At 36.6% G+C, this 21,349-nt stretch carries 18 protein-coding genes and 1 riboswitch; of the genes, 16 read left to right on the top strand and 2 right to left on the bottom strand.

The window, feature by feature from the left end; genetic code table 11:
- Positions 1-106 precede the first annotated feature (106 nt).
- Complete coding sequence (locus tag AB3M96_RS23025; protein ID WP_412969955.1) at positions 107-517, bottom strand: cupredoxin domain-containing protein; 411 nt, start codon at positions 515-517, stop codon at positions 107-109.
- Positions 518-721: 204 nt separating this feature from the next.
- Here AB3M96_RS23025 and rpsF point away from each other — a divergent pair, with 204 nt between their 5' ends.
- Genes rpsF through rpsR form a run of 3 tightly spaced genes read left to right on the top strand, consistent with a single transcriptional unit; the run spans position 722 to position 1,905 of the window.
- A complete protein-coding gene (gene rpsF / locus AB3M96_RS23030) occupies positions 722-1,009 on the top strand; it encodes a 30S ribosomal protein S6 (RefSeq protein WP_412969972.1) in 288 nt (95 codons plus the stop codon).
- Between the two features lie 58 nt (positions 1,010-1,067).
- Positions 1,068-1,616, top strand: coding sequence for a single-stranded DNA-binding protein (ssb, locus tag AB3M96_RS23035; protein WP_412969956.1), 549 nt, complete (start codon positions 1,068-1,070; stop codon positions 1,614-1,616).
- Positions 1,617-1,665: 49 nt separating this feature from the next.
- Complete coding sequence (rpsR, locus tag AB3M96_RS23040; RefSeq protein WP_412969957.1) at positions 1,666-1,905, top strand: 30S ribosomal protein S18; 240 nt, start codon at positions 1,666-1,668, stop codon at positions 1,903-1,905.
- A 232-nt stretch (positions 1,906-2,137) separates the two neighbouring features.
- On the opposite strand, the gene thiT is transcribed toward rpsR, so the two are convergent.
- Entirely contained in the window at positions 2,138-2,704 is a 567-nt protein-coding gene (thiT, locus tag AB3M96_RS23045) for an energy-coupled thiamine transporter ThiT (protein ID WP_412969958.1), read from the bottom strand.
- A 75-nt stretch (positions 2,705-2,779) separates the two neighbouring features.
- Positions 2,780-2,882, bottom strand: a riboswitch (TPP riboswitch).
- A gap of 141 nt (positions 2,883-3,023) precedes the next feature.
- Here thiT and AB3M96_RS23050 point away from each other — a divergent pair.
- The 13 genes from AB3M96_RS23050 to AB3M96_RS23110 all read left to right on the top strand — a co-directional run bounded on the left by AB3M96_RS23050 (position 3,024) and on the right by AB3M96_RS23110 (position 21,242).
- Positions 3,024-3,989, top strand: coding sequence for a YybS family protein (locus AB3M96_RS23050; protein ID WP_412969959.1), 966 nt, complete (start codon positions 3,024-3,026; stop codon positions 3,987-3,989).
- Between the two features lie 27 nt (positions 3,990-4,016).
- Positions 4,017-5,984, top strand: a complete 1,968-nt coding sequence (locus AB3M96_RS23055) for a DHH family phosphoesterase (RefSeq protein ID WP_412969960.1) — start codon at positions 4,017-4,019, stop codon at positions 5,982-5,984.
- Positions 5,984-6,430, top strand: coding sequence for a 50S ribosomal protein L9 (gene rplI, locus AB3M96_RS23060; protein WP_412969961.1), 447 nt, complete (start codon positions 5,984-5,986; stop codon positions 6,428-6,430). The genes AB3M96_RS23055 and rplI overlap by 1 nt, the downstream gene beginning before the upstream one ends.
- A 232-nt stretch (positions 6,431-6,662) precedes the next feature.
- The gene (gene dnaB / locus AB3M96_RS23065) at positions 6,663-8,027 is read left to right on the top strand and encodes a replicative DNA helicase (RefSeq protein WP_412969962.1); all 1,365 of its coding nucleotides are present in this window, start codon (positions 6,663-6,665) and stop codon (positions 8,025-8,027) included.
- Positions 8,028-8,247: 220 nt separating this feature from the next.
- Positions 8,248-9,534, top strand: coding sequence for an adenylosuccinate synthase (locus tag AB3M96_RS23070; RefSeq protein ID WP_412969963.1), 1,287 nt, complete (start codon positions 8,248-8,250; stop codon positions 9,532-9,534).
- Between the two features lie 729 nt (positions 9,535-10,263).
- Positions 10,264-11,706: a peptidoglycan DD-metalloendopeptidase family protein gene (locus AB3M96_RS23075; RefSeq protein WP_412969964.1), complete on the top strand. Its 1,443-nt coding sequence runs from the start codon at positions 10,264-10,266 to the stop codon at positions 11,704-11,706.
- A gap of 288 nt (positions 11,707-11,994) precedes the next feature.
- A complete protein-coding gene (gene yycF / locus AB3M96_RS23080) occupies positions 11,995-12,702 on the top strand; it encodes a response regulator YycF (RefSeq protein ID WP_412969965.1) in 708 nt (235 codons plus the stop codon).
- 8 nt (positions 12,703-12,710) lie between these two features.
- Positions 12,711-14,546, top strand: coding sequence for a cell wall metabolism sensor histidine kinase WalK (gene walK, locus AB3M96_RS23085; RefSeq protein ID WP_412969966.1), 1,836 nt, complete (start codon positions 12,711-12,713; stop codon positions 14,544-14,546).
- Complete coding sequence (locus AB3M96_RS23090) at positions 14,536-15,894, top strand: YycH family regulatory protein (protein ID WP_412969967.1); 1,359 nt, start codon at positions 14,536-14,538, stop codon at positions 15,892-15,894. Before walK ends, AB3M96_RS23090 begins: the two co-directional genes overlap by 11 nt.
- Complete coding sequence (locus AB3M96_RS23095) at positions 15,881-16,651, top strand: two-component system regulatory protein YycI (protein ID WP_412969968.1); 771 nt, start codon at positions 15,881-15,883, stop codon at positions 16,649-16,651. The genes AB3M96_RS23090 and AB3M96_RS23095 overlap by 14 nt, the downstream gene beginning before the upstream one ends.
- Positions 16,652-16,657: 6 nt before the next feature.
- A complete protein-coding gene (locus tag AB3M96_RS23100; RefSeq protein WP_412969969.1) occupies positions 16,658-17,452 on the top strand; it encodes an MBL fold metallo-hydrolase in 795 nt (264 codons plus the stop codon).
- Positions 17,453-17,590: 138 nt separating this feature from the next.
- Positions 17,591-18,826: a S1C family serine protease gene (locus AB3M96_RS23105; protein ID WP_412969970.1), complete on the top strand. Its 1,236-nt coding sequence runs from the start codon at positions 17,591-17,593 to the stop codon at positions 18,824-18,826.
- A 199-nt stretch (positions 18,827-19,025) separates the two neighbouring features.
- Positions 19,026-21,242: an outer membrane protein assembly factor BamB family protein gene (locus AB3M96_RS23110; protein WP_412969971.1), complete on the top strand. Its 2,217-nt coding sequence runs from the start codon at positions 19,026-19,028 to the stop codon at positions 21,240-21,242.
- Positions 21,243-21,349: the final 107 nt, after the last annotated feature.

Consider the following 21,349-nt stretch of genomic DNA (forward strand, 5'->3'; position numbering starts at 1 on the left):
AAATTGCTCACTATATTTAGCCATAAAAAACACACCCCAAAAGTAAGATTTCTCTCTAACTTTTGGGGTGCAGTACACAACTGAAGTGCTTTTTTACTTTATAAAATTATTCAACAATTACTTTGAAATTCATAAGTGCATGTCCAGTTCCACATAGCTCTGAACACTTTCCTAATACTTCACCAGATTGTTTGCCGGTAAAGATAAATGACTCACCATTCATTATTTCAGGTTTATCAGTACTAGGTAGCCATAAGGCATGTTGTAGTTCGTCTTCACTTTCGAGAGTGATTTTAACTTGTTCTCCAACTCCTACTTTAATTTCAGCAGGTTCAAAAACATAGTCTTCTGGGTTTGGACCAGTCTTTGCTATAACTACATATTCTTTCATATCACTTTGCTTAATGCTTTTTATATTGGTTTTTTCATCACCCTTTGCTTCATCTGAATTAGCACATGCTATTAAAGTTGAAGAAATAAGTATGACAAGAAAAGCCATAACCATAGTTTTTTTCATGGATATCCCCCTAAGATGCATATTTTATGGAAGAGTTTATCATATCATAACTATATTTAAGAAACAGTACCCTAAAGAGAGAATATGAGATTCAACTTGCTAATAAGAAGTGGTTATGCTATAATTTTTTTCTGTGAGTAATTGAAAAATATTGCTCCTTGCCCTTATTGATAAGGGCCGTTAGACCAAAAGGAGGTGAACGTGATGAGAAAATACGAAGTTATGTATATCATCCGTCCAAACATTGATGATGAAGCGAAAAAAGCTTTAGTTGAGCGTTTTAATGGCGTTTTAACTGACAATGGTGCGGAGATTACAAACGTAAAAGAATGGGGTAAGCGTCGTTTAGCTTATGAAATCAATGATTTCCGCGATGGTTACTACATGATTCTTAACGTAATGTCAAACGCTGAAGCTGTTAACGAATTCGATCGTTTAGCTAAGATCAACGAAGACATTATCCGTCATATCATTGTTAAAGAAGAAGAATAATTTTAACTTTTAAAGAGCGTATGCTCTGTTTTGAATATCCTGTAAAGGAGTGGTTCTGATGATGAATCGCGTAGTTCTCGTAGGGAGACTTACGAAGGATCCTGAATTACGATATACCCCAAGTGGAGTAGCTGTTGCAACCTTCACACTAGCGGTGAATCGAACATTCACGAATCAACAAGGCGAACGTGAAGCTGACTTCATAAATTGTGTGATTTGGCGCCGACCAGCAGAAAATGTCGCTAACTTCCTTAAAAAAGGCAGCTTAGCTGGTGTTGATGGTCGTCTTCAAACAAGAAGTTATGAAGGCCAGGATGGTAAACGTGTATATGTTACTGAGGTAGTTGCAGAAAGTGTTCAATTCCTTGAACCTAGAACTGCAAATGACCAACAACGCAGTGGTGGAGGAAACTTTGGTGGCGGCTATGGTGGAAACCAAGGCGGAAGCCAGGGTGGCAATCAAGGTCAAGGCGGTTATTCTCCATACGGACAAAATCAGAACCCACAACGTAATAATAACAATCAAGGCTTTACAAGAGTAGACGAAGATCCATTTGCTAATGATGGACAACCAATTGACATTTCAGATGATGATCTGCCGTTCTAACTTGTAAATTTGATTCGGATAAAAAGTAAGAGGAAGGAGGAGAATATAAATGGCTGGTGGACGTAAAGGTGGACGTGCAAAACGTCGTAAGGTGTGTTATTTCACTGCAAACGGTATTTCACGCATCGATTATAAAGATGTAGATTTACTTAAAAAATTCGTTTCAGAGCGTGGTAAAATTTTACCTCGTCGTGTAACTGGTACTAGCGCAAAATACCAACGTAAATTAACTGTTGCTATTAAGCGTGCTCGCCAAATGGCATTATTACCATATGTTGCAGGTGAATAGTAGATAAGTAAGCGATGGCTATAACAGCTATCGCTTTTTTGTTGTTTAGGAAATTATAAAATTTTATGATGTTGATAACTTGAAAAAAGTTATCCAAGTCCAGCTTCAGCGCCTGTCGGGGCTGACCAAGGCGCTTGCGCTTTGGTCTTTGTTTTTTATCTATAGTGCAATAGCTTGAGGCTTCTATAAATGAAGGTAAAAAAAGCCCCTAAAGCAAAGTAGGGGCCTTGTATTAAACGGTTTGCTTTAAAACAAAGAATCTCGGTGAAGATAATATTAACAATGACATAATGATTGAACAAAATACAAAAGCACCAATCATAGTTATTCCATTCGCAGTTAATGAGAACCAAACTGCTTCAAAGCCTTTTAATTGTTCGGCAAAGAAAATAAACCCTGATACAAAATGCCAGAAATAACGTGCAATACTTCCAATTAAGATAGCAAAGATAATGAGGACAAGTGACTTGCCTTTATTACCATCTTTTAAGTTTTTTTGTACACTATTTTTAAATAGACCAGCAAATCCAATAAATGAAAATGCTAAGAAATAATCGATAGCACCCTGAACAGGGTGAATAATCCATGGATCAAACACAATTTGTAAAAGTCCCCATAAGAAGCCTGAAAGAACTCCAATTTTAAAACCCCATCTAAGTGCGACAATAAACACTGGTATCATGGCGAATGATATAGAGATGGAAGGACCAAAATCTATAGATGGAATTAGGTCCAATAATAAAGCTAATGCCGCAAAAATTGCCGCCTCAATCATTGCTTGTAATCTACTATTTCTCATAAAAAAACCTCCTATATGGTGTGTGTAATAAACAAAACGCACCGCATAGGAGAACAACTTTAAAAAAGGTAGTAGTTCTCAATAATTCCACATCCCTACGCTAGAATTAACTAACAGGTTCAAAGGGTCAGAACGAAAAATCGTTCACTCTCAGCATTGTGCTCCCCTAGTGGTTACGTTTACTTATTTACTACTATCATAATAGAAAATAGGGAAAAGTAAAGGGAAAATATCATTTTCTTGATAATCTCATAATCGCAAAAGTTGAACACTTACCGCTAAGTCTTTACAATAGAAGGAGATTTTAAGAAGTATTTTCATGCAAATATTGTTCTTAGTTATTAGAGGTGAAAAGGTGAAAAACACGAAGATATTAACAGAGGGTTCAATGCTGATTGCCGTGTATTGTGTACTCTTACTTGTTTCTTTATATGTACCCATACTAGGCTCCTTGATTGCATTTCTACTACCTATCCCATTTATCCTTATTACCGTAAGACACGGAGTTAAACAGAGTGTATTATTTTTAGTAATAGGGTTTTTATTATCAGGATTACTTGGGTCAATTTTAGGGATTGCACACACACTGATGTTTGGGGTTGCTGGTATTGTAATAGGCGAGTTAATTAGGAGAGAGAGAAACGGTATTGAGCTATTTCTAGGTGCAACTTTATCCTATCTTGCTTCAATCTTTATTATGTACATAGCTATAATTGGAGTATTTCAAATTGATGTAATTGAAATGTTAACTGAGGGTTCAAGAGAATCCTTTGAAATGGCAGAGGAGATCGTCCAGGCAACAGGTACAGATGCTAACACAGATATCATTTTCCAATTAGAAGAATCACTTGAAATGATGCAGTACTTAATTCCAAGTTTATTTGTTTTTCTAGCAATGATTTCGGGTTTTATTACAGTTTTGGCCATTCATCCAATTCTAAAAAGACTTCGGGTACAAATGAATCCATTTCCTCCTTTTAGGGATATTTCGTTTCCTAAAAGCATCATATGGTATTATCTACTTATTTTATTAGTAAGTTTTATGGAATTAGAAAAAGGTTCTTTTGCTTATACTGCATTTCTTAACTTCTTTTTTATCTTGCAGTTATTCATGGTGATACAAGGGTTGTCATTTATCTATTTTTATTGTCATCAAAAGAAAATTTCCAAGGCAATCCCAATTGTTATAACCATTCTTACACCATTTCTTCTTTATATTATTCGAATCTTAGGTATAATTGATTTAGGATTCCAGTTGCGAGATAGAGTGAACCAAAAGAAGTAAAACAAAGCTTTAGGAGCTGAAAATTAGATGCCAGACTTTTACAGAAGGAAATTATTTCGCTACCCTATTTATGCGTTACTTATTATTACAGCATTACTAATTGCATTTCTTTTTTATTTTCAATGGGTGATTGGGTTAGCATGTTTTCTGCTCCTTGGATTAGTCGTTTTTTATATGTACAAAGCAGATTTATTATTAAATAAGGAGATGGAGCAATATATTTCAACACTTTCTTATCGTTTGAAGAAAGTTGGGGAAGAGGCGTTAATGGAAATGCCTATTGGTATACTGCTCTATAACGATGAATATGAGATTGAGTGGGCCAATCCTTATTTGTCATCATGTCTTGATGCTGATACATTAGTGGGCCGTTCTTTATACGATGTAGGTGAAGCTATTGTGCCATTAATTAAACAAGAGGTTGAAAGTGAAACCATATCATTACACGAACAAAAGTTTAAGGTGATTATCAAACGCGAAGAGCGCCTTATGTACTTTTTCGATGTAACTGAGCAAATTGAGATTGAACAGCTCTATGAAGCAGAGCGTACGGTGTTAGGTGTAATTTATTTAGACAATTATGACGAAGTTACACAAGGTATGGATGACCAACGAAAAAGTGCATTAAATAGCCAAGTGACTTCAATACTTAATAATTGGGCAAATGAAAATGGTGTGTTTTTAAAAAGAACATCTTCTGAACGATTCATTGCTGTGTTGAACGAAGATATATTAACTCAATTAGAAAAAACCAAATTTACCATTTTAGATGATGTGCGTGAAAATACCGCAAAGGACAGCGTTCCTCTTACGTTAAGTATAGGTATTGGTGTAGGGGTACCAACGCTACCGGAGTTGGGTGTAGCGGCACAATCAAGCTTAGATCTAGCATTGGGTAGAGGAGGAGACCAAGTAGCTATTAAACTTCCGAACGGAAAGGTTAAATTTTACGGCGGAAAAACCAATCCAATGGAAAAGCGTACTAGAGTCCGTGCTCGTGTTATTTCTCATGCTCTAAAGGAAATTGTAACAGAAAGTGATAAAGTCATTATAATGGGCCATAAATACCCTGATATGGACGCTATAGGAGCAGCAATGGGAATATTGAAGGTTGCTCAGATGAATCATAAAGACGGTTATATTGTATTAAATTTAAATGAAATTGATTCGGGTGTAGGTCGACTTTTAGAAGAAGTAAAGGAAAATTCAGAGCTATGGTCGTTTTTTATTACACCAGAACAAGCTCTTGAAATCGCCTCTAACGACACTTTACTAGTTGTGGTGGATACTCATAAACCATCAATGGTAATTGAAGAAAAGCTTTTATCGAAGATTGATAAAGTAGTTGTTATTGACCATCACCGTAGGGGAGAAGAATTTATTCAGTCACCGCTATTGGTGTATATGGAACCATATGCATCTTCAACTGCAGAGTTAGTCACAGAATTACTTGAGTATCAACCGAAGAGAAAGAAAATTGATATGTTAGAGGCAACAGCTCTATTAGCGGGAATAATCGTAGATACAAAGAGCTTTACATTACGAACTGGTTCAAGAACATTTGATGCTGCTTCCTATTTACGAGCACAGGGTGCAGATACAGTACTAGTTCAGAAATTCTTAAAGGAAAACATGGAGCACTTTAAAAAGCGGGCTAAGATTATTGAGACAGCTTATATATATAAAGATGGAATTGCAATTGCAAAGGGCACTCAAGCAGAGACATTTGACCAAGTAATGATTGCTCAAGCAGCGGATGCGTTATTAACTATGAATGACGTAATTGCTTCCTTTGTTATCTCTATGCGTCATGATTTACAAATTGGGATAAGTGCAAGGTCTTTAGGAGATGTCAATGTCCAGATAATCATGGAAGGCTTAGGCGGTGGAGGTCACCTGACCAACGCTGCAACCCAGCTAGAAAATACTACGATTGATGAAGCAGAACAAAAGTTAGTAGAGGTTATTGACGAGTATTTAGGAGGTAGGAAATAATGAAAGTAATTTTTTTAAAGGATGTAAAAGGAAAAGGTAAAAAAGGAGAAGTGAAAAATGTATCAGACGGATACGCTCATAACTTCTTACTCAAGCAAAACTTAGCGATTGAAGCAACGCCTGCAAACATGAAATCTCTAGAGGCGAAGAAGAATAAGGAATCAAAAGAGGCAGCAGAAGAACTTGAGCAATCTAAGAAATTAAAAGAAAGGCTTGAGAGTTTAACGGTTGAGTTATCTGCTAAATCTGGCGAGGGTGGACGTTTATTTGGATCAGTAACAAGCAAGCAAATTGCAGATGAACTTTCAAAAAAACACGGGATTAAAATAGATAAGCGCAAATTTGATCTTCCAGATGGTATTCGTGCGCTCGGTTTTACAAATGTACCGGTCAAATTACACCCAGAGGTTATTGCTACAGTTAAGGTTCAGGTTAAAGAACAGTAATTTCCATTGAAAAAATATATGAAAAAGGTAGAATGAGAATGTGGTTTTGTATTAGTACAAGATCACATTTTTTGCTTTTACTTACATTTAATAATTGAAAAATACAACTAAAATGAGTTACATTCCGGTCGTATATGTTCTTAGTGTTTTTATATTGGAAATTATGTGAAGATAGATATAATAGATTAATAGATAGAATAACTTTACTGATTAAAAAGGGAGTGGAGAATATATGAGTGATATTTTTGCTGACCGTATTCCTCCGCAAAATATTGAAGCAGAGCAGGCTGTTTTGGGAGCAATTTTTCTTGAACCTAGCTCATTAACTCTAGCTTCAGAGCTACTAATTCCAGAAGACTTTTATCGAGTAGCACATCAAAAGATTTTTAACGCAATGCTTACGCTTAATGATAAAGGTGAACCGGTTGACCTTGTAACAGTTACTTCTGAGTTAGCTGATGCAAAAATTCTGGAGGAAGTTGGCGGAGTTTCTTATTTAAGTGATTTAGCAAATTCTGTCCCAACTGCTGCAAACATAGAGTATTATGCAAAAATCATCGAAGAGAAGTCCATTCTGCGCCGTCTTATTCGTACTGCAACAACGATTGCGACGGATGGTTATTCACGGGAAGATGAAGTAGAAGCTCTCTTAAGTGAGGCAGAAAAAAATATTATGGAGGTCGCCAACCGTAAAAACGCTGGCGCATTCCAAAATATTAAGGATGTTCTTGTACAAACGTATGATAATATAGAAACTCTTCATAACCGTGTTGGTGATATAACCGGTATACCAACAGGGTTCGCAGAGCTTGACCGTATGACTGCAGGATTCCAGCGAAATGATTTAATCATTGTTGGTGCTCGTCCATCTGTTGGTAAGACTGCATTTGCACTTAATATCGCACAGAACGTAGCAACCAAGACAGATGAAAATGTTGCGATTTTTAGTCTAGAGATGGGTGCAGAACAGCTTGTAATGAGGATGCTGTGTGCGGAAGGGAATATTAATGCACAAAACCTACGTACAGGTTCATTAACACCAGAGGACTGGAGCAAGCTAACAATGGCGATGGGAAGCTTATCTAATTCTGGTATATATATCGATGATACACCTGGGGTTCGGATAGGTGAAATTCGTTCTAAATGCCGTAGACTTAAACAAGAAGTTGGATTAGGAATGATTCTAATTGATTACCTACAGTTAATTCAAGGTGACGGTAGAAGTGGCGAGAACCGCCAACAAGAGGTTTCGGAAATCTCTCGTTCATTAAAGGCATTAGCCCGTGAATTAAAAGTTCCAGTAATTGCACTTTCTCAGCTTTCTCGTGGAGTAGAGCAACGTCAAGATAAACGTCCAATGATGTCTGATATTCGTGAATCGGGAAGTATCGAGCAGGATGCTGATATTGTAGCATTCTTGTATCGTGATGATTACTATGATAAGGAATCTGAGAATAAAAACATCATCGAAATCATAATTGCAAAACAGCGTAACGGTCCTGTAGGAACAGTTTCGCTTGCATTTGTTAAAGAATATAATAAATTCGTAAATCTTGAACGAAGGTTTGATGATACAGGAATGCCACCGGGTGCGTAACAGGTAACATAGATAACTACAGAATTGGGTAAAATGACGAGTAGCACAGCTACTCTTTTTTTTATATAATCTCACTAACTTAAACCGAACAAATAGATAAACTTTATATTTTAATGTTCGTGTTTTGTTGACTATGTAAACGTAAGTTGGTAGAATTATCTTGTTTGATATGTGAATTGATTGAAATATTGATACATAAATACCCTGGAGGTGCATTGAAATGTCATCAGTAGTAGTAGTTGGAACTCAATGGGGAGATGAGGGAAAAGGGAAAATTACCGACTTCCTTTCAGAAAATGCAGAGGTTATTGCTAGATATCAAGGTGGAAACAATGCAGGTCATACAATTGTATTTAATGGTGAAACATATAAGCTGCATTTAATTCCATCAGGTATTTTTTATTCCGATAAAGTTTGTGTGATTGGGAACGGTATGGTTGTTGATCCAAAAGCGTTAGTAACAGAGTTAGCTTATCTTCATGATAAAGGAGTAAGTACTGATAATTTACGAATTAGTAATCGTGCTCATGTAATACTGCCGTATCATCTAAAACTTGATGAAGTTGAAGAAGAACGAAAAGGTGCAAATAAGATAGGAACAACGAAAAAAGGGATCGGTCCTGCTTATATGGATAAGGCAGCAAGAGTGGGCATTCGAATTGCTGATCTACTTGATAAAGAAGTATTTGAAGCGAAGCTAACTCAGAACTTAGCGGAGAAAAACCGACTTCTTGAAAAGGTATATGAAGTAGCAGGGTTTACGAAAGAAGAAATCTTAGATGAATATTATGAATATGGCCAACAATTTGCAAAATATGTGTGTGATACTTCTGTAGTATTAAATGATGCACTTGATGAGGGACGTCGTGTTTTATTCGAAGGCGCACAAGGTGTTATGCTTGATATTGACCAAGGTACATACCCATTTGTTACTTCGTCAAACCCGGTTGCAGGTGGCGTTACAATTGGATCAGGAGTAGGTCCGACAAAAATAAATCATGTAGTAGGTGTTTCAAAAGCTTATACAACTCGTGTTGGGGATGGACCATTTCCAACGGAACTTACAAATGAAATAGGCAACCAAATTAGAGAAGTAGGACGTGAATACGGAACAACAACTGGCAGACCACGTCGTGTTGGTTGGTTCGATAGTGTTGTTGTGCGACATGCACGCAGAGTGAGTGGGATTACCGATTTATCTCTAAATTCCATTGATGTATTAACAGGAATTGAAACATTAAAAATCTGTGTAGCATATCAATATAAAGGGGAAGTCATTCAAGAATTCCCAGCGAGTTTAAAGATACTTGCTGAATGTGAGCCAGTATATGAAGAGCTACCTGGTTGGACAGAGGATATTACAGGTGTGAAAAACCTAGCTGAACTCCCAACAAATGCACGCCATTATATAGAGCGTATTTCACAGTTAACAGGTATTCCTTTATCCGTGTTTTCTGTAGGACCAGATCGTAAACAAACAAATATTGTACGCAGTGTTTATGCTTAAATAGTAAAAGGCATAGTTGGGATCCAACTATGTCTTTTATTTTGGCTCTTTCTACTTATGGCTATATGCGGTTTTATTTTACGAACACAAGGTATTAATTTTGGTTATTTCCGCTCCTGCGGCGTATCACCTGGCTTGCACAGGACAAGGAAGGCTCCGGCAACATAAGCATCGCACGAAGAAAATGCATTGCACTTTCGAGGAGTTACGTACCATTTGCTTTTTATTATTCAGCAAATAACCATTCATAGAGTATTAGAGAAGAAGGAAGACTAGAAGAATAACCCATATTTTTATTATGAGTCCTTCTATCTAGCCATAAAAAAACAAAAGTGACTTTAGAATGAAATAAACGACAGAATAACCGAAAATATGTACGCATCTTTCGTTACAAAGTCATATGTTTTTTTCAAAATTTTACAATTCTTTTGTAAAAAAATGACAGTAATGCTACATTTATATTACATTATGGAAACTTATATACATTTTTTTATAATCTATGGTAAATTAATAGAGTGTAAAATAGAGAGAATTGTCGAAGAATAATACGCCAAGCGTATTTGTACCCAGATTTTTATCGAATGATAGAATTCTGAGGCATTCGCCGGAGGAAGTAACTTAAGTCAGGTAGTATGGACAACTATACTGAGGAGTTATATCTTTCACTCACAGGGTGAGATGAACGCATTTAAATGTGTCGGACAAGTAACCTTTTTAGGAGGAAAGACCGTGTTAGATCAGAACAATTTAATAAAAACACCAACCAAGAATAAGTATAAAACTCTTTTTAAGAGAGTAGCTATAACATCTATTGCAGTTTCCACATTAATGTTTGGAACAGTATCAGCGAATTCTAGTATTCAGCAAGTGTATCATGTATACATAGACGGTGAAAGAATTGGAACAGTTGATAATCGTGATTTAGTAGATAAAGTGATTGATAGTAAAATAGAGTCGGTACAAGAGAAATTTGCAGGGCTTACACTCTCTGCTAATAGTGTTTCTATTATTGAAGAGCATGCATTTAGACCAAGTGTTAGCAATTCTTCAACGGTAAATACACTTAAAAAAGATCTTGAAGTAGTTGCAAAAGCTACTGCAATTACAATTGAAGGTCAACCTATTGCTTACCTAAACAGTAAAGAAGAAGCAGAGGAAGCCTTAAAGCAGCTTAAATTAAAGTATGTTAAACCAGAAGATTTAGCTGACCTTGAAACAAGAGAAAATATTGATACGCCTCTTCCACCTTTATCAAAAGGTTCTTCTCGTTTATTAGACGTATCGTTTGTAGAAAATGTTTCACTATCTGAAGAAAAAATTTCTCCAGAGCAGGTTCACACTCCTGAAGATACAGCTGAATTGCTTGTTAAGGGGACTTTGGAAGAACAAAAATATGCAGTTAAAGAAGGCGATGTCCTTGGATCTATTGCTGAAGCACATGATTTAAAGATTGCTCAACTTTTAGATTTAAATCCAGGAATGGATGAGGAATCCTACCTTCAAATTGGACAAGAGCTAAACGTAACAGCTTATAAGCCACTTTTAACTGTTAAAGTTAAAATGGAACAAAGTAAGGTTGAAACAATTTCTTATGAAACGAAAGTAAATGAAAATTCCTCTATGTATAAAGGTGATAGTAAGGTAACTCAACAAGGTAAAGACGGAGAAAAAGTTGTCCATATTGAATCAGAAATAGTAAATGGGCAAATCACTACTTCGACAAAGCTTGGTGAAGAAATTACTGTTGAACCGACAACACATATTGTTGAAAAAGGAACAAAGGTTGTACCTTCAAGAGGAACAGGCTCACTAGCATGGCCAGCAGTTGGCGGTTATATTTCAAGTCATGTGGGTTATAGATGGGGCAGACTTCATAAAGGAATCGATATCGCAAGACCAAGTAACTATACAATCAAAGCTGCTGATAATGGAACAGTTGTAGAAGCTGGATACTCCGGTAGTTTTGGTAATAAAGTGGTTATTAACCATAATAATGGAATTACTACTTTATATGCTCATTTATCTTCAATTAATGTAAGAGTAGGACAAACCGTTACAAAGGGCCAGCAAATTGGTGTAATGGGTTCTACAGGTAATTCAACTGGAACTCACTTGCATTTTGAAGTATACAAAAATGGGGCTCTTCAAAACCCGATGAACTATTTACAATAATCATTAATAGGATAACCTCTAGCATTTAGCTGGAGGTTTTTTTAATAGATATATAGAATTATGACAATAGGTAATTTGTTGAAATTAAGTGAGCCATAAGCAGTATTAATGAATACCTCCGCGAAGTATTAATGTAAAATGTGCTTATTTTTGTTAAAGTTAAAGGTAAAGGAACAAAATAACAGTAAATAATTTTACTAATGAAATACAAGAAAATTGATAAAGTTGAAAGATACCTTAAAAAGAAACATCAACGTACTATTAATTTAAAGTGAAGGAGACAAAATGATGGAGAAAGTAATCCTTGTTGTGGATGATGAGAAACCAATTGCGGATATATTACAGTTTAATCTTGAAAAGGAAGGATACAAGGTTGTTTGTGCATATGATGGGCAGGCTGCATTGGAAAAAGTCGAGGAAGTTACTCCAGACCTAATCCTACTTGATATTATGCTGCCATATAAAGATGGTATGGAGGTATGTAGAGAAGTTCGAAAAAAGTACGATATGCCTATTGTCATGCTAACAGCTAAGGACTCAGAAATTGATAAAGTACTGGGACTTGAATTAGGTGCTGATGATTATGTTACAAAGCCATTTAGTACGAGAGAGCTACTTGCACGTGTAAAAGCGAACCTTCGTAGACATCAACAAATTTCTGAGGTTGCTGCTCAAGATACATCCAATGAAATTGCTGTTGGGTCACTAGTTATTCACCCTGATGCCTATGTAGTTAGTAAACGAGGGGAAACGATTGAATTAACTCATAGAGAATTTGAATTATTACATTATCTAGCAAAACATCTCGGGCAAGTAATGACAAGGGAGCATCTTCTACAAACTGTATGGGGCTATGATTATTTTGGGGATGTTCGTACAGTTGATGTTACAGTTCGTCGACTACGAGAAAAAATTGAAGATAGTCCGAGTCATCCAACGTGGATTGTAACAAGACGTGGAGTTGGCTACTATTTACGGAACCCTGATCAGGAGTAAACACCAAAATGAACAAATTAGGATTTTTCCGTTCGATACATTTTAAATTTGCTCTAATTTATGTACTCTTAATCCTACTTGCTATGCAGATTATTGGTGTATATTTTATTAATCGATTAGAGCTTCGTCTTGTAGAAAACTTTAAGATATCACTGAATGAGCGGGTAAAAATGCTCTCGTTCAGTATTGAGCAAGAAATGGTTAAAGAAAGAGAAGACCCCAAAACATTAGAAAATGATATACGCGTTATTCTTCAAGACTATGAATCAGAGGATATTGGAGAAATAAGAGTTATTGATAATAAAAGTAGAGTGATTGGTAGCTCAGACCCGAATAATCAAGGTTTTATTGGCAGGAAAACGGACCAGGATTTAGTTAAGCGCACGTTGCTTGTAGGCGATAGTCCAGATGATGTCCAATTAGACGATAAGACTTATGAACGTATGTATATTTCCTCCACTCCAATTCAATCCAACGGAGACATTGTAGGGGCTATTTACTTAGAAGCAAAATTAGAGAATGTGTATGACGATATCAAAGATATAAATGATATTTTTGTAACGGGTACAGTTATTGCAATGGCGATAACAGCTATACTTGGAATCTTTGTAGCTCAAACGATTACAAGACCGATTTCCGCAATGAGAAAGCATGTTGTGGAACTTGGAAAAGGAAATTTTTCTAAAAAGGTTAAAGTATATGGGCATGATGAAATTGGCCAACTGGCAATTACATTTAATAATCTATCAAATAAGATACAAGACGCCCAAGCGACTACAGAAGGTGAACGGAAAAAACTAGCCTCTGTATTAGCTCATATGACAGATGGTGTAATTGCAACAGATAGAAGAGGTAACATTATTTTAATAAATGAGCCTGCGGCAAACATGCTAGATGTTTCACGTGAAACGGTGTTAAATCAATCTATCGTATCGACTCTTGGATTAGATAATCAATATACCTTTGAACAACTTGTTCATGATATTGATACCGAGATTTTAGATTTCAGTACTAGTAAGAAGCAATATATTATCAAAGTTAGTTTTTCAGTTATCCAAAAAGAAACAGGCTTTGTTAATGGTATTATTGCCGTTTTGTATGACGTTACCGAAGAACAAAAAATTGAACAAGAACGTAGAGAATTTGTAGCAAATGTCTCACATGAACTTCGAACTCCATTAACAACGATGAGAAGCTATCTCGAAGCCCTAGCAGACGGTGCTTGGCAAGATGAAAAAATAGCTCCTCAATTTCTAGATGTTACCCAAACAGAAACAGAGCGTATGATACGGTTAGTTAATGATCTATTACAGCTTTCTAAGCTAGATAGTTCTGATTACCGTTTTTCAAAGGAAATAATTAATTTCACGGCTTATTTTCACCGAATTATCGACCGTTTCGAGATGACAAAGGAACAGCATGTAACATTTATTAGGAATCTACCGGAAAAAACTATTTATTTGGAAATGGATCAAGATAAGATCACCCAGGTTTTAGATAATATCATTTCAAATGCACTGAAGTATTCTCCTGAAGGTGGCACCATTACATTTGAGGTAAAGGAACTTGAAGGAAAGATTGAGGTTAAAGTAAGCGACCAAGGGGTAGGAATTCCCAAAGAGAACATTACTAAGATATTTGATCGTTTTTATAGAGTAGATAAGGCTCGTACTAGAAAACTTGGTGGAACGGGCTTAGGGTTAGCAATTGCTAAAGAAATGGTCGTTGCCCATGGTGGGGAGATTTGGGCAGCAAGTGAGGAAGGAGTAGGAACTACTGTGTTTTTTACACTCCCTATCACTGGAGACCAAGATGGACTAGAGGATGATTGGGATGAAGTATGAATCAGTTAAAACGCTAATATTAATCATCTTGGTATTTACAAGTATTATACTTACATGGAGTTTGTGGACGTACCAACCCCAGTACGCTGATAAGACAGACGACCTAGTGGAAGAAATTATAATAAATGATCCAAAAGAAACGGCTAGCTTAATAAAACCGAGTAAAATTCTCTTCCATATGAATGAACAGCATTTTGGGACCTATGATGAATCCGAAATTAATAAGATTATGAAATACGTTAAAACATGGGACATAAGAGAGTTGAAGAATATCTCTTCATCCTTCGTAAAGTCGGAATACTTGTCCTTCCTTAAAAAAAATGGTCATGTTGAGATACAATTTTTTGATACAATCCCATTACAAATATTTAAAACATTTATGAACATAAATGATACTGAACATTCAACCCTTTCTTTTGACCGGATCGTAATTAATGTTTATTCAGAGGATCATGGAGAAGGTACCATTTATTTTGTCTCAAACCAGGATCAAATGGTTTATGAAGCAAAAGTAGATAGTAAATTCATTACAGATTTCGAACGAAACTATTATCCACTTGCTATCCGCTATCCTGAGCAACAAGAACAACAAATTACGGAGACATACTCAGTATTTCTACCAAAAGACTCTACTAAGACAAAACGTGTTGATTACTTTATAGACACAATTGAAATTGAAACTTTTATTGACCGTCTATTCCCAGATCCAACACGTGTAAAAAAAGATGATCTAACGTCAGGTGAAGTACATACAGATGGCTCAAGGCTATTACGTGTTTATGACGATAAAAATTACATCGAATTTATAAACACACTAAGAATAGGTCAAGAAAAAGGTCGTACAACAGATTTAATAACAACAAGTATCGATTATATTAATGGACATGTTGGCTGGACTAGTAATTTCCGTTTTTTTGAATGGGATCAAAATAATCAAAATACATTATTTCGCTTATTTGAAGAAAATTATCCTGTGTTTAATAAACAAGGCCAGTCCGAAATTATCCAGCAATGGGATAACAATGAAATTGTCGAATATGTTCATCCGACACTCAGTTTAGAAATACCATTTAAAAGGATTGATACGGTATTACTAAGTGGTAATGCTGTTATTGAGGAGATAAAAAAGCTCCCAAATTTTGAACCAGAAAAACTAGAATATGTAACAATAGGTTATGAACTTCAAGAGTATCAGGATAGTTCATTGAATAAAGAAAGTAGGGAATTTCAAGATAATTCCCAGTTAGTTACACTACAACCAATCTGGTGTTATCGGTATAATGGAACTTGGATGAAGCTTGAATTTAAAGAAGACGGTGCAGGAGGGAAGGAAGATGGATTGGAGTAAAACCAAAACCCTTTTTATTATTACCTTCCTGATTTTAAATCTGTTTCTAGGTTTTCAGCTTGCTCAAAAAAAGGATGGTAGTCAGCTAGAAACACTCGCGGAAGCAAGTATCGAGGAAATGTTTGCATCAGAGGAGATTACGTTCACTACACTTCCAAAGGAACCTAAAGAGGGTAGTCTTATCAGTGGTAAAATGAAGATATTTACTGAAGAGGATGTTAAGGACCTTAAAAATCAGGAAGTCAGCCTTGATAGTCCTGGAATTTTAAAAGGTATTTTTAAGGAACCTATCAAGCTTGCACTGATAGATGAAACGATTACCCAATTTGTAAAAGAGAATATCATCGAAGGTAATTCATATGTCGTCTGGGACGTAGATGAAGAGGCAAATTCGGTTGTGTTATTTCAGCATTATAAAGGTCAAATTTTTTTCAATCAAGCAAACATAAGTGGATTACTTATCCTCAATCTAAATGAGAATGATGAAGTGGTCTCATATCAGCAGACACTTATACCTGAAATAGAAGAGCATGAAGTAGAGGAGTTAATTACACCGACTGATACTTTAGAAATACTTTTTAACAATAAGCATTTAACACCAGGTAGTGAAGTAACAAAGATGGAGATAGGTTATTATCCTTTATTTCCATTTTCAGAATCACAAATTTTAGCACCGACTTGGCATATAGTTATTGATGGTAAAACAGACCTGTTTGTGAATGCAATCGAAGGTCGAATTATAAAAAAGACGGAGTGAATTTAAATGAGCTTGCATTTTAGTGTCCTTGCTAGTGGAAGCACGGGGAATGCGTTCTACGTTGGAACAGACAAGAATTCTTTGCTTGTAGATGCTGGCTTAAGTGGTAAACAACTAGAACAATTATTTAAAGAAATAGATCGAAATATGAAGAATCTTTCTGGAATTTTGGTTACACATGAGCATAGTGATCATATTAAGGGTTTAGGTGTTATTGCTAGAAAATATAAACTTCCCATTTATGCGAATGAAAAAACCTGGCAAGCAATGGAAAAGAATATTGGTGAGATTCCAGTTGACCAAAAGTTTACTTTTAACATGGGAACCGTACAAACTTTTGGCAATATGGACGTTGAATCATTTGGCGTTTCACATGATGCTGCTGAGCCGATGTTTTATTCCTTCCACCATGACAATAAAAAGGTCGTATTAATAACTGATACCGGCTATGTGAGTGACCGAATGAAGGGAACTATTGAAAATGCTGATGCCTATATATTTGAGAGCAATCATGACGTATCAATGCTTCAAATGGGACATTACCCATGGAGCATAAAGCGGAGAATTCTAAGTGATGTAGGGCATGTCTCAAATGAAGATGCAGCATTAGCAATGTGTGATGTGATTGGTGACAAAACAAAACGAATTTACCTTGCTCACTTAAGTAAGGACAATAATTTAAAGGAACTGGCAAGAATGTCAGTAAAGCAAACACTCGAAAGTAAGGGGTATGTTGTTGGAGAGCAATTTGACTTATATGATACCGATCCTAAAATTCCAACTAAACTAGCATATGTATAAATAAATAACAGTAAAGTTCATTTGATGATTTTTCATGTCAAATGGGCTTTTTTTCATTCAACTAGTTAAATTATGGATATAATGCAGGTATAAACAAATAATAATAAGTATTCTTTCAGTTTGAGAGGAGTCGTCTTTATGGGGTATTATGATCAGGATTATGTAAATCAGAGAAGTAAGCAGAAAGGAAACCGAGGGGGATGGTTTTTGTCTGCTTTAGTTGGAGCTATATTGGGTGCATTTTTGCTTATCATTTCATTACCTGCACTCTCGAAGTTTGATATTCTTCCGTATGACATGAATTTAGTGGGAGAGGAAGTAAATGGCCTTGATGATGTAGAAGAAAAACAACCGACTGAGCCTGGAGAGACTAGGAATATTGCTGTTTCTATTACTTCTGAAATTACGACTGCTGTTACGAAGGTAAGTGAGGCGGTAGTTGGTATAGTAAACCTTCAACAATCAAATTTCTGGGCAGAGGAATCAGCTGAGGCTGGTACAGGTTCAGGTGTTGTTTATAAAAAAGCAGATGGAAAAGCATTTATTGTTACAAATCACCATGTAATAGAAGGAGCTTCAGACCTTGAAGTGAGTTTGAGTGATGGAACCCGTGTAAAGGCAAGGCTACTAGGCAGTGATATTTGGACAGACTTAGCAGTCCTCGAAATAGATGGAAGTCATGTAACAAAGGTAGCTGAGTTCGGTAATTCTGATAATATTAATTTAGGAGAACCAGTCATTGCGATTGGAAATCCGTTGGGCTTGGAGTTTTCCGGTTCAGTTACACAAGGGATTATTTCTGGGCTTAACCGAACAATACCAGTGGATATTAACCAGGATGGTGTACCTGATTGGAATGCTGATGTTATGCAGACTGATGCAGCTATTAACCCTGGTAATAGTGGAGGAGCACTTGTAAACATAAATGGAGAAGTCATTGGAATTAATTCCATGAAAATAGCGCAAGAAGCAGTTGAGGGAATCGGATTATCCATTCCAATCACTAGTGCTAAGCCAATTATTGAGGATCTTGAGGCATTTGGTGAAGTTAGACGACCATTTATGGGAGTAGGACAACTTAAAGCCATTAGTGAAATATCTTCTTACCATCGACAGCAGACACTTCATTTACCGAATGATGTAACAGAGGGTGTAGCCGTATTAGAGGTAGTCCCAAATACACCTGCTGATCAGGCGGGTCTCATGGAGCTGGATGTTATTGTTGAAATGGACGGAGTAAAAATCAGCTCAGTGATTGAATTAAGGAAGCATCTGTATAATGAGAAATCAATAGGGGACTCGATGGAGGTTACCTTCTACCGTAATGGAGAAAAACAACAAGTAACGATACGACTTGCAAGGGAATCAATGTAAGGTGTTTGGAGAGGCTGATGCCTCTCCTTTTTAGTATTGGAAATACTTTGTATTCTCTTAGTGCATGATGTTTTCTTTCCCTTGTGGGGCAAAGTTAAGTAATAAAAGTTTTCCAAGAATCAAGACTAATTTATCCATCTCAGGGCAAAATACGGTAAATAAACTCATCTCGGATACATCTAGAAAGGAGCAGAATAAGATGAACAAAGGTGGATGGATAATTATAGCTTTATTACTACTTGTAGCTGGCGGAGTATTTGCTGCTACAGTAGATTGGTCTGAAAAAGCAAAGGAGCCAACTGTTGAAGAAGGCCCAAAAGAGGTTGATGAGAGTAAGCAGGATACTACAGGGCATCGCTCATTTCAGCATTTAGAATATAAGGGAAAAGTTGCCCCAAAATTTACTGCAGAGGAATTAAGCACGCCCCCATCAGGGAACTGGTTAACAAATGGCGGGGATATACGAAATGGTCGTTATTCTCCTTTAGATGAGATTAATACTTCCAATGTGAAAAATTTAAAAGCGGAGTGGGTAACAAGTCTGGGTTCGGGTCTTGACTTTAAGTATTCAGGCGAAGCAACACCAATTGTTTATGAAGGTGTTATGTTCACCATCACAGGTGCTGACGAAGTACAAGCACTAGATGCAAAAACAGGTGAGATGATTTGGGAGTATAAACCTACCTTGCCGAGCGATTTAGACACGGTTTGTTGCGGATGGATTAGTCGTGGAGTTGCGTTAGGTGATGGGAAGGTATTTGTTGGGCTCCTGGATGCTCGGCTTGTTGCACTAGATCAAAAAACGGGTGAATTACTATGGGAGACAGAGGTTGACAAATGGGAGAAGGGGTATACCATCACGAGTGCTCCCCTATATTATGATGGAAAAGTTTATACCGGTGTTGCTGGTGGAGAATATGGGATAAGAGGGTATATGGCAGCGTATGATTCAGAAGAAGGAAGCCAAATTTGGAAATCCTATACATTGCCTGAACCAGGGGAAAAAGGAAGTGAAACATGGCCTAAAGATAACAAGAATTGGATGAATGGTGGGGCACCTGTATGGCAAACACCGGCAATTGATCCGGAATTAGGTCTCATTTATTTTTCAACTGGTAATACCTCTCCGGACTTAGACGGTAGTAATAGGGAAGGAGATAATCTATTTTCAGATTCCATTCTTGCCTTAGATGCTAATACCGGCGAGTATAAATGGCATTTTCAGGAGGTACACCACGATATTTGGGATATGGACCCAGCCAATCCTTGTATATTATTTGATGTAGAAATTAATGGGAAAATGAGAAAAGGGATTGCCCAGGCTGGGAAGACCGGATGGGTTTATATATTAGATCGAACAAATGGTGAGCCATTAATTGGAATAGAGGAAAAACCAGTCCCACAAAATGAAAATCAAAAAACGTCTCCAACACAACCATTTCCAGTGGGAGACGCATTTGTTCCACAAACGATTACAGAGGAAGACGTAAAACGAGATTTACCAAAGGATTTTGCAGGTAAATATGGAGGTATTTTCACACCATTTTGGGATGAACCAGTTACGCTAAAACCGTCTCCACAGGGAGGGGCTAATTGGCCGCCATCTGCTTATAATCCAAATACTGAGTTGTATTATGTTTTAGGGAATGACAATTATTTTGCGTATGCCCATTACGGAGAAGAAGAAGAAGAAAGATATGAAGAAGGAAAAGAGTGGATAGGAAGTGTATGGCAGCCAGTTCAAGACTCACCAAGTCGTGGGACAGTTACAGCTCTTGATATCAAAACAAATAAAATCGTTTGGCAAAAGAATTGGGATACGATAGCTTATAGTGGAATCTTAACCACTAAAGGAAACTTAGTATTTGTTGGACACAATGATGGTCGAATCATTGCGTACGATGCAACAAACGGTGATCAAATTTGGGAATTTATGACCGATGCTGGTGCAAATGCACCACCAATTACGTACGAGGTAGACGGAAAGCAGTACATTTCCATTTTTTCAGCAGGAAACACGCTTGCGGGGACAACCCATGGAGATAAGATATATACTTTTTCTTTAGAAGGTAAGTATGGCGCTATTAAAGATATTCCAAAAGAAGAGATAAATATCTCACCAATAAAAGATGAGGATGAAAATCAAAAAGAAAAGGGAACTAATGAAAATCATGGAGAAGATTCTGCAGAAAATGTAGGATTAAAGATATATGGAAATAATTGCCTGGCTTGTCATGGCGCGGAAGGTGCTGGCGGTCATAATGGACCAAAGTTACAAGGGCTTGATTGGGATAGAGAGGCAGTCATTAACCAAGTTAAAAATGGAAAGGGCTCAATGCCAGGATTCGAAGGCACATTGTCTGAAGAAGAAATTAAAGCTGTAACAGACTATGTATTAGGTCTTTCAGGTGATTGAGAATACGAAGATAAAAAAGAAATCGTCTCGTTTAAAGTGTACCCTCTGTAAAGGACATTTTAAAAAAAGGCCTAGGCTACCTGTAAAAGATGATTCCTGTACTGCAC

Source organism: Ferdinandcohnia jepli (assembly GCF_047246645.1).
Classification (GTDB): domain Bacteria; phylum Bacillota; class Bacilli; order Bacillales; family Bacillaceae_L; genus Ferdinandcohnia.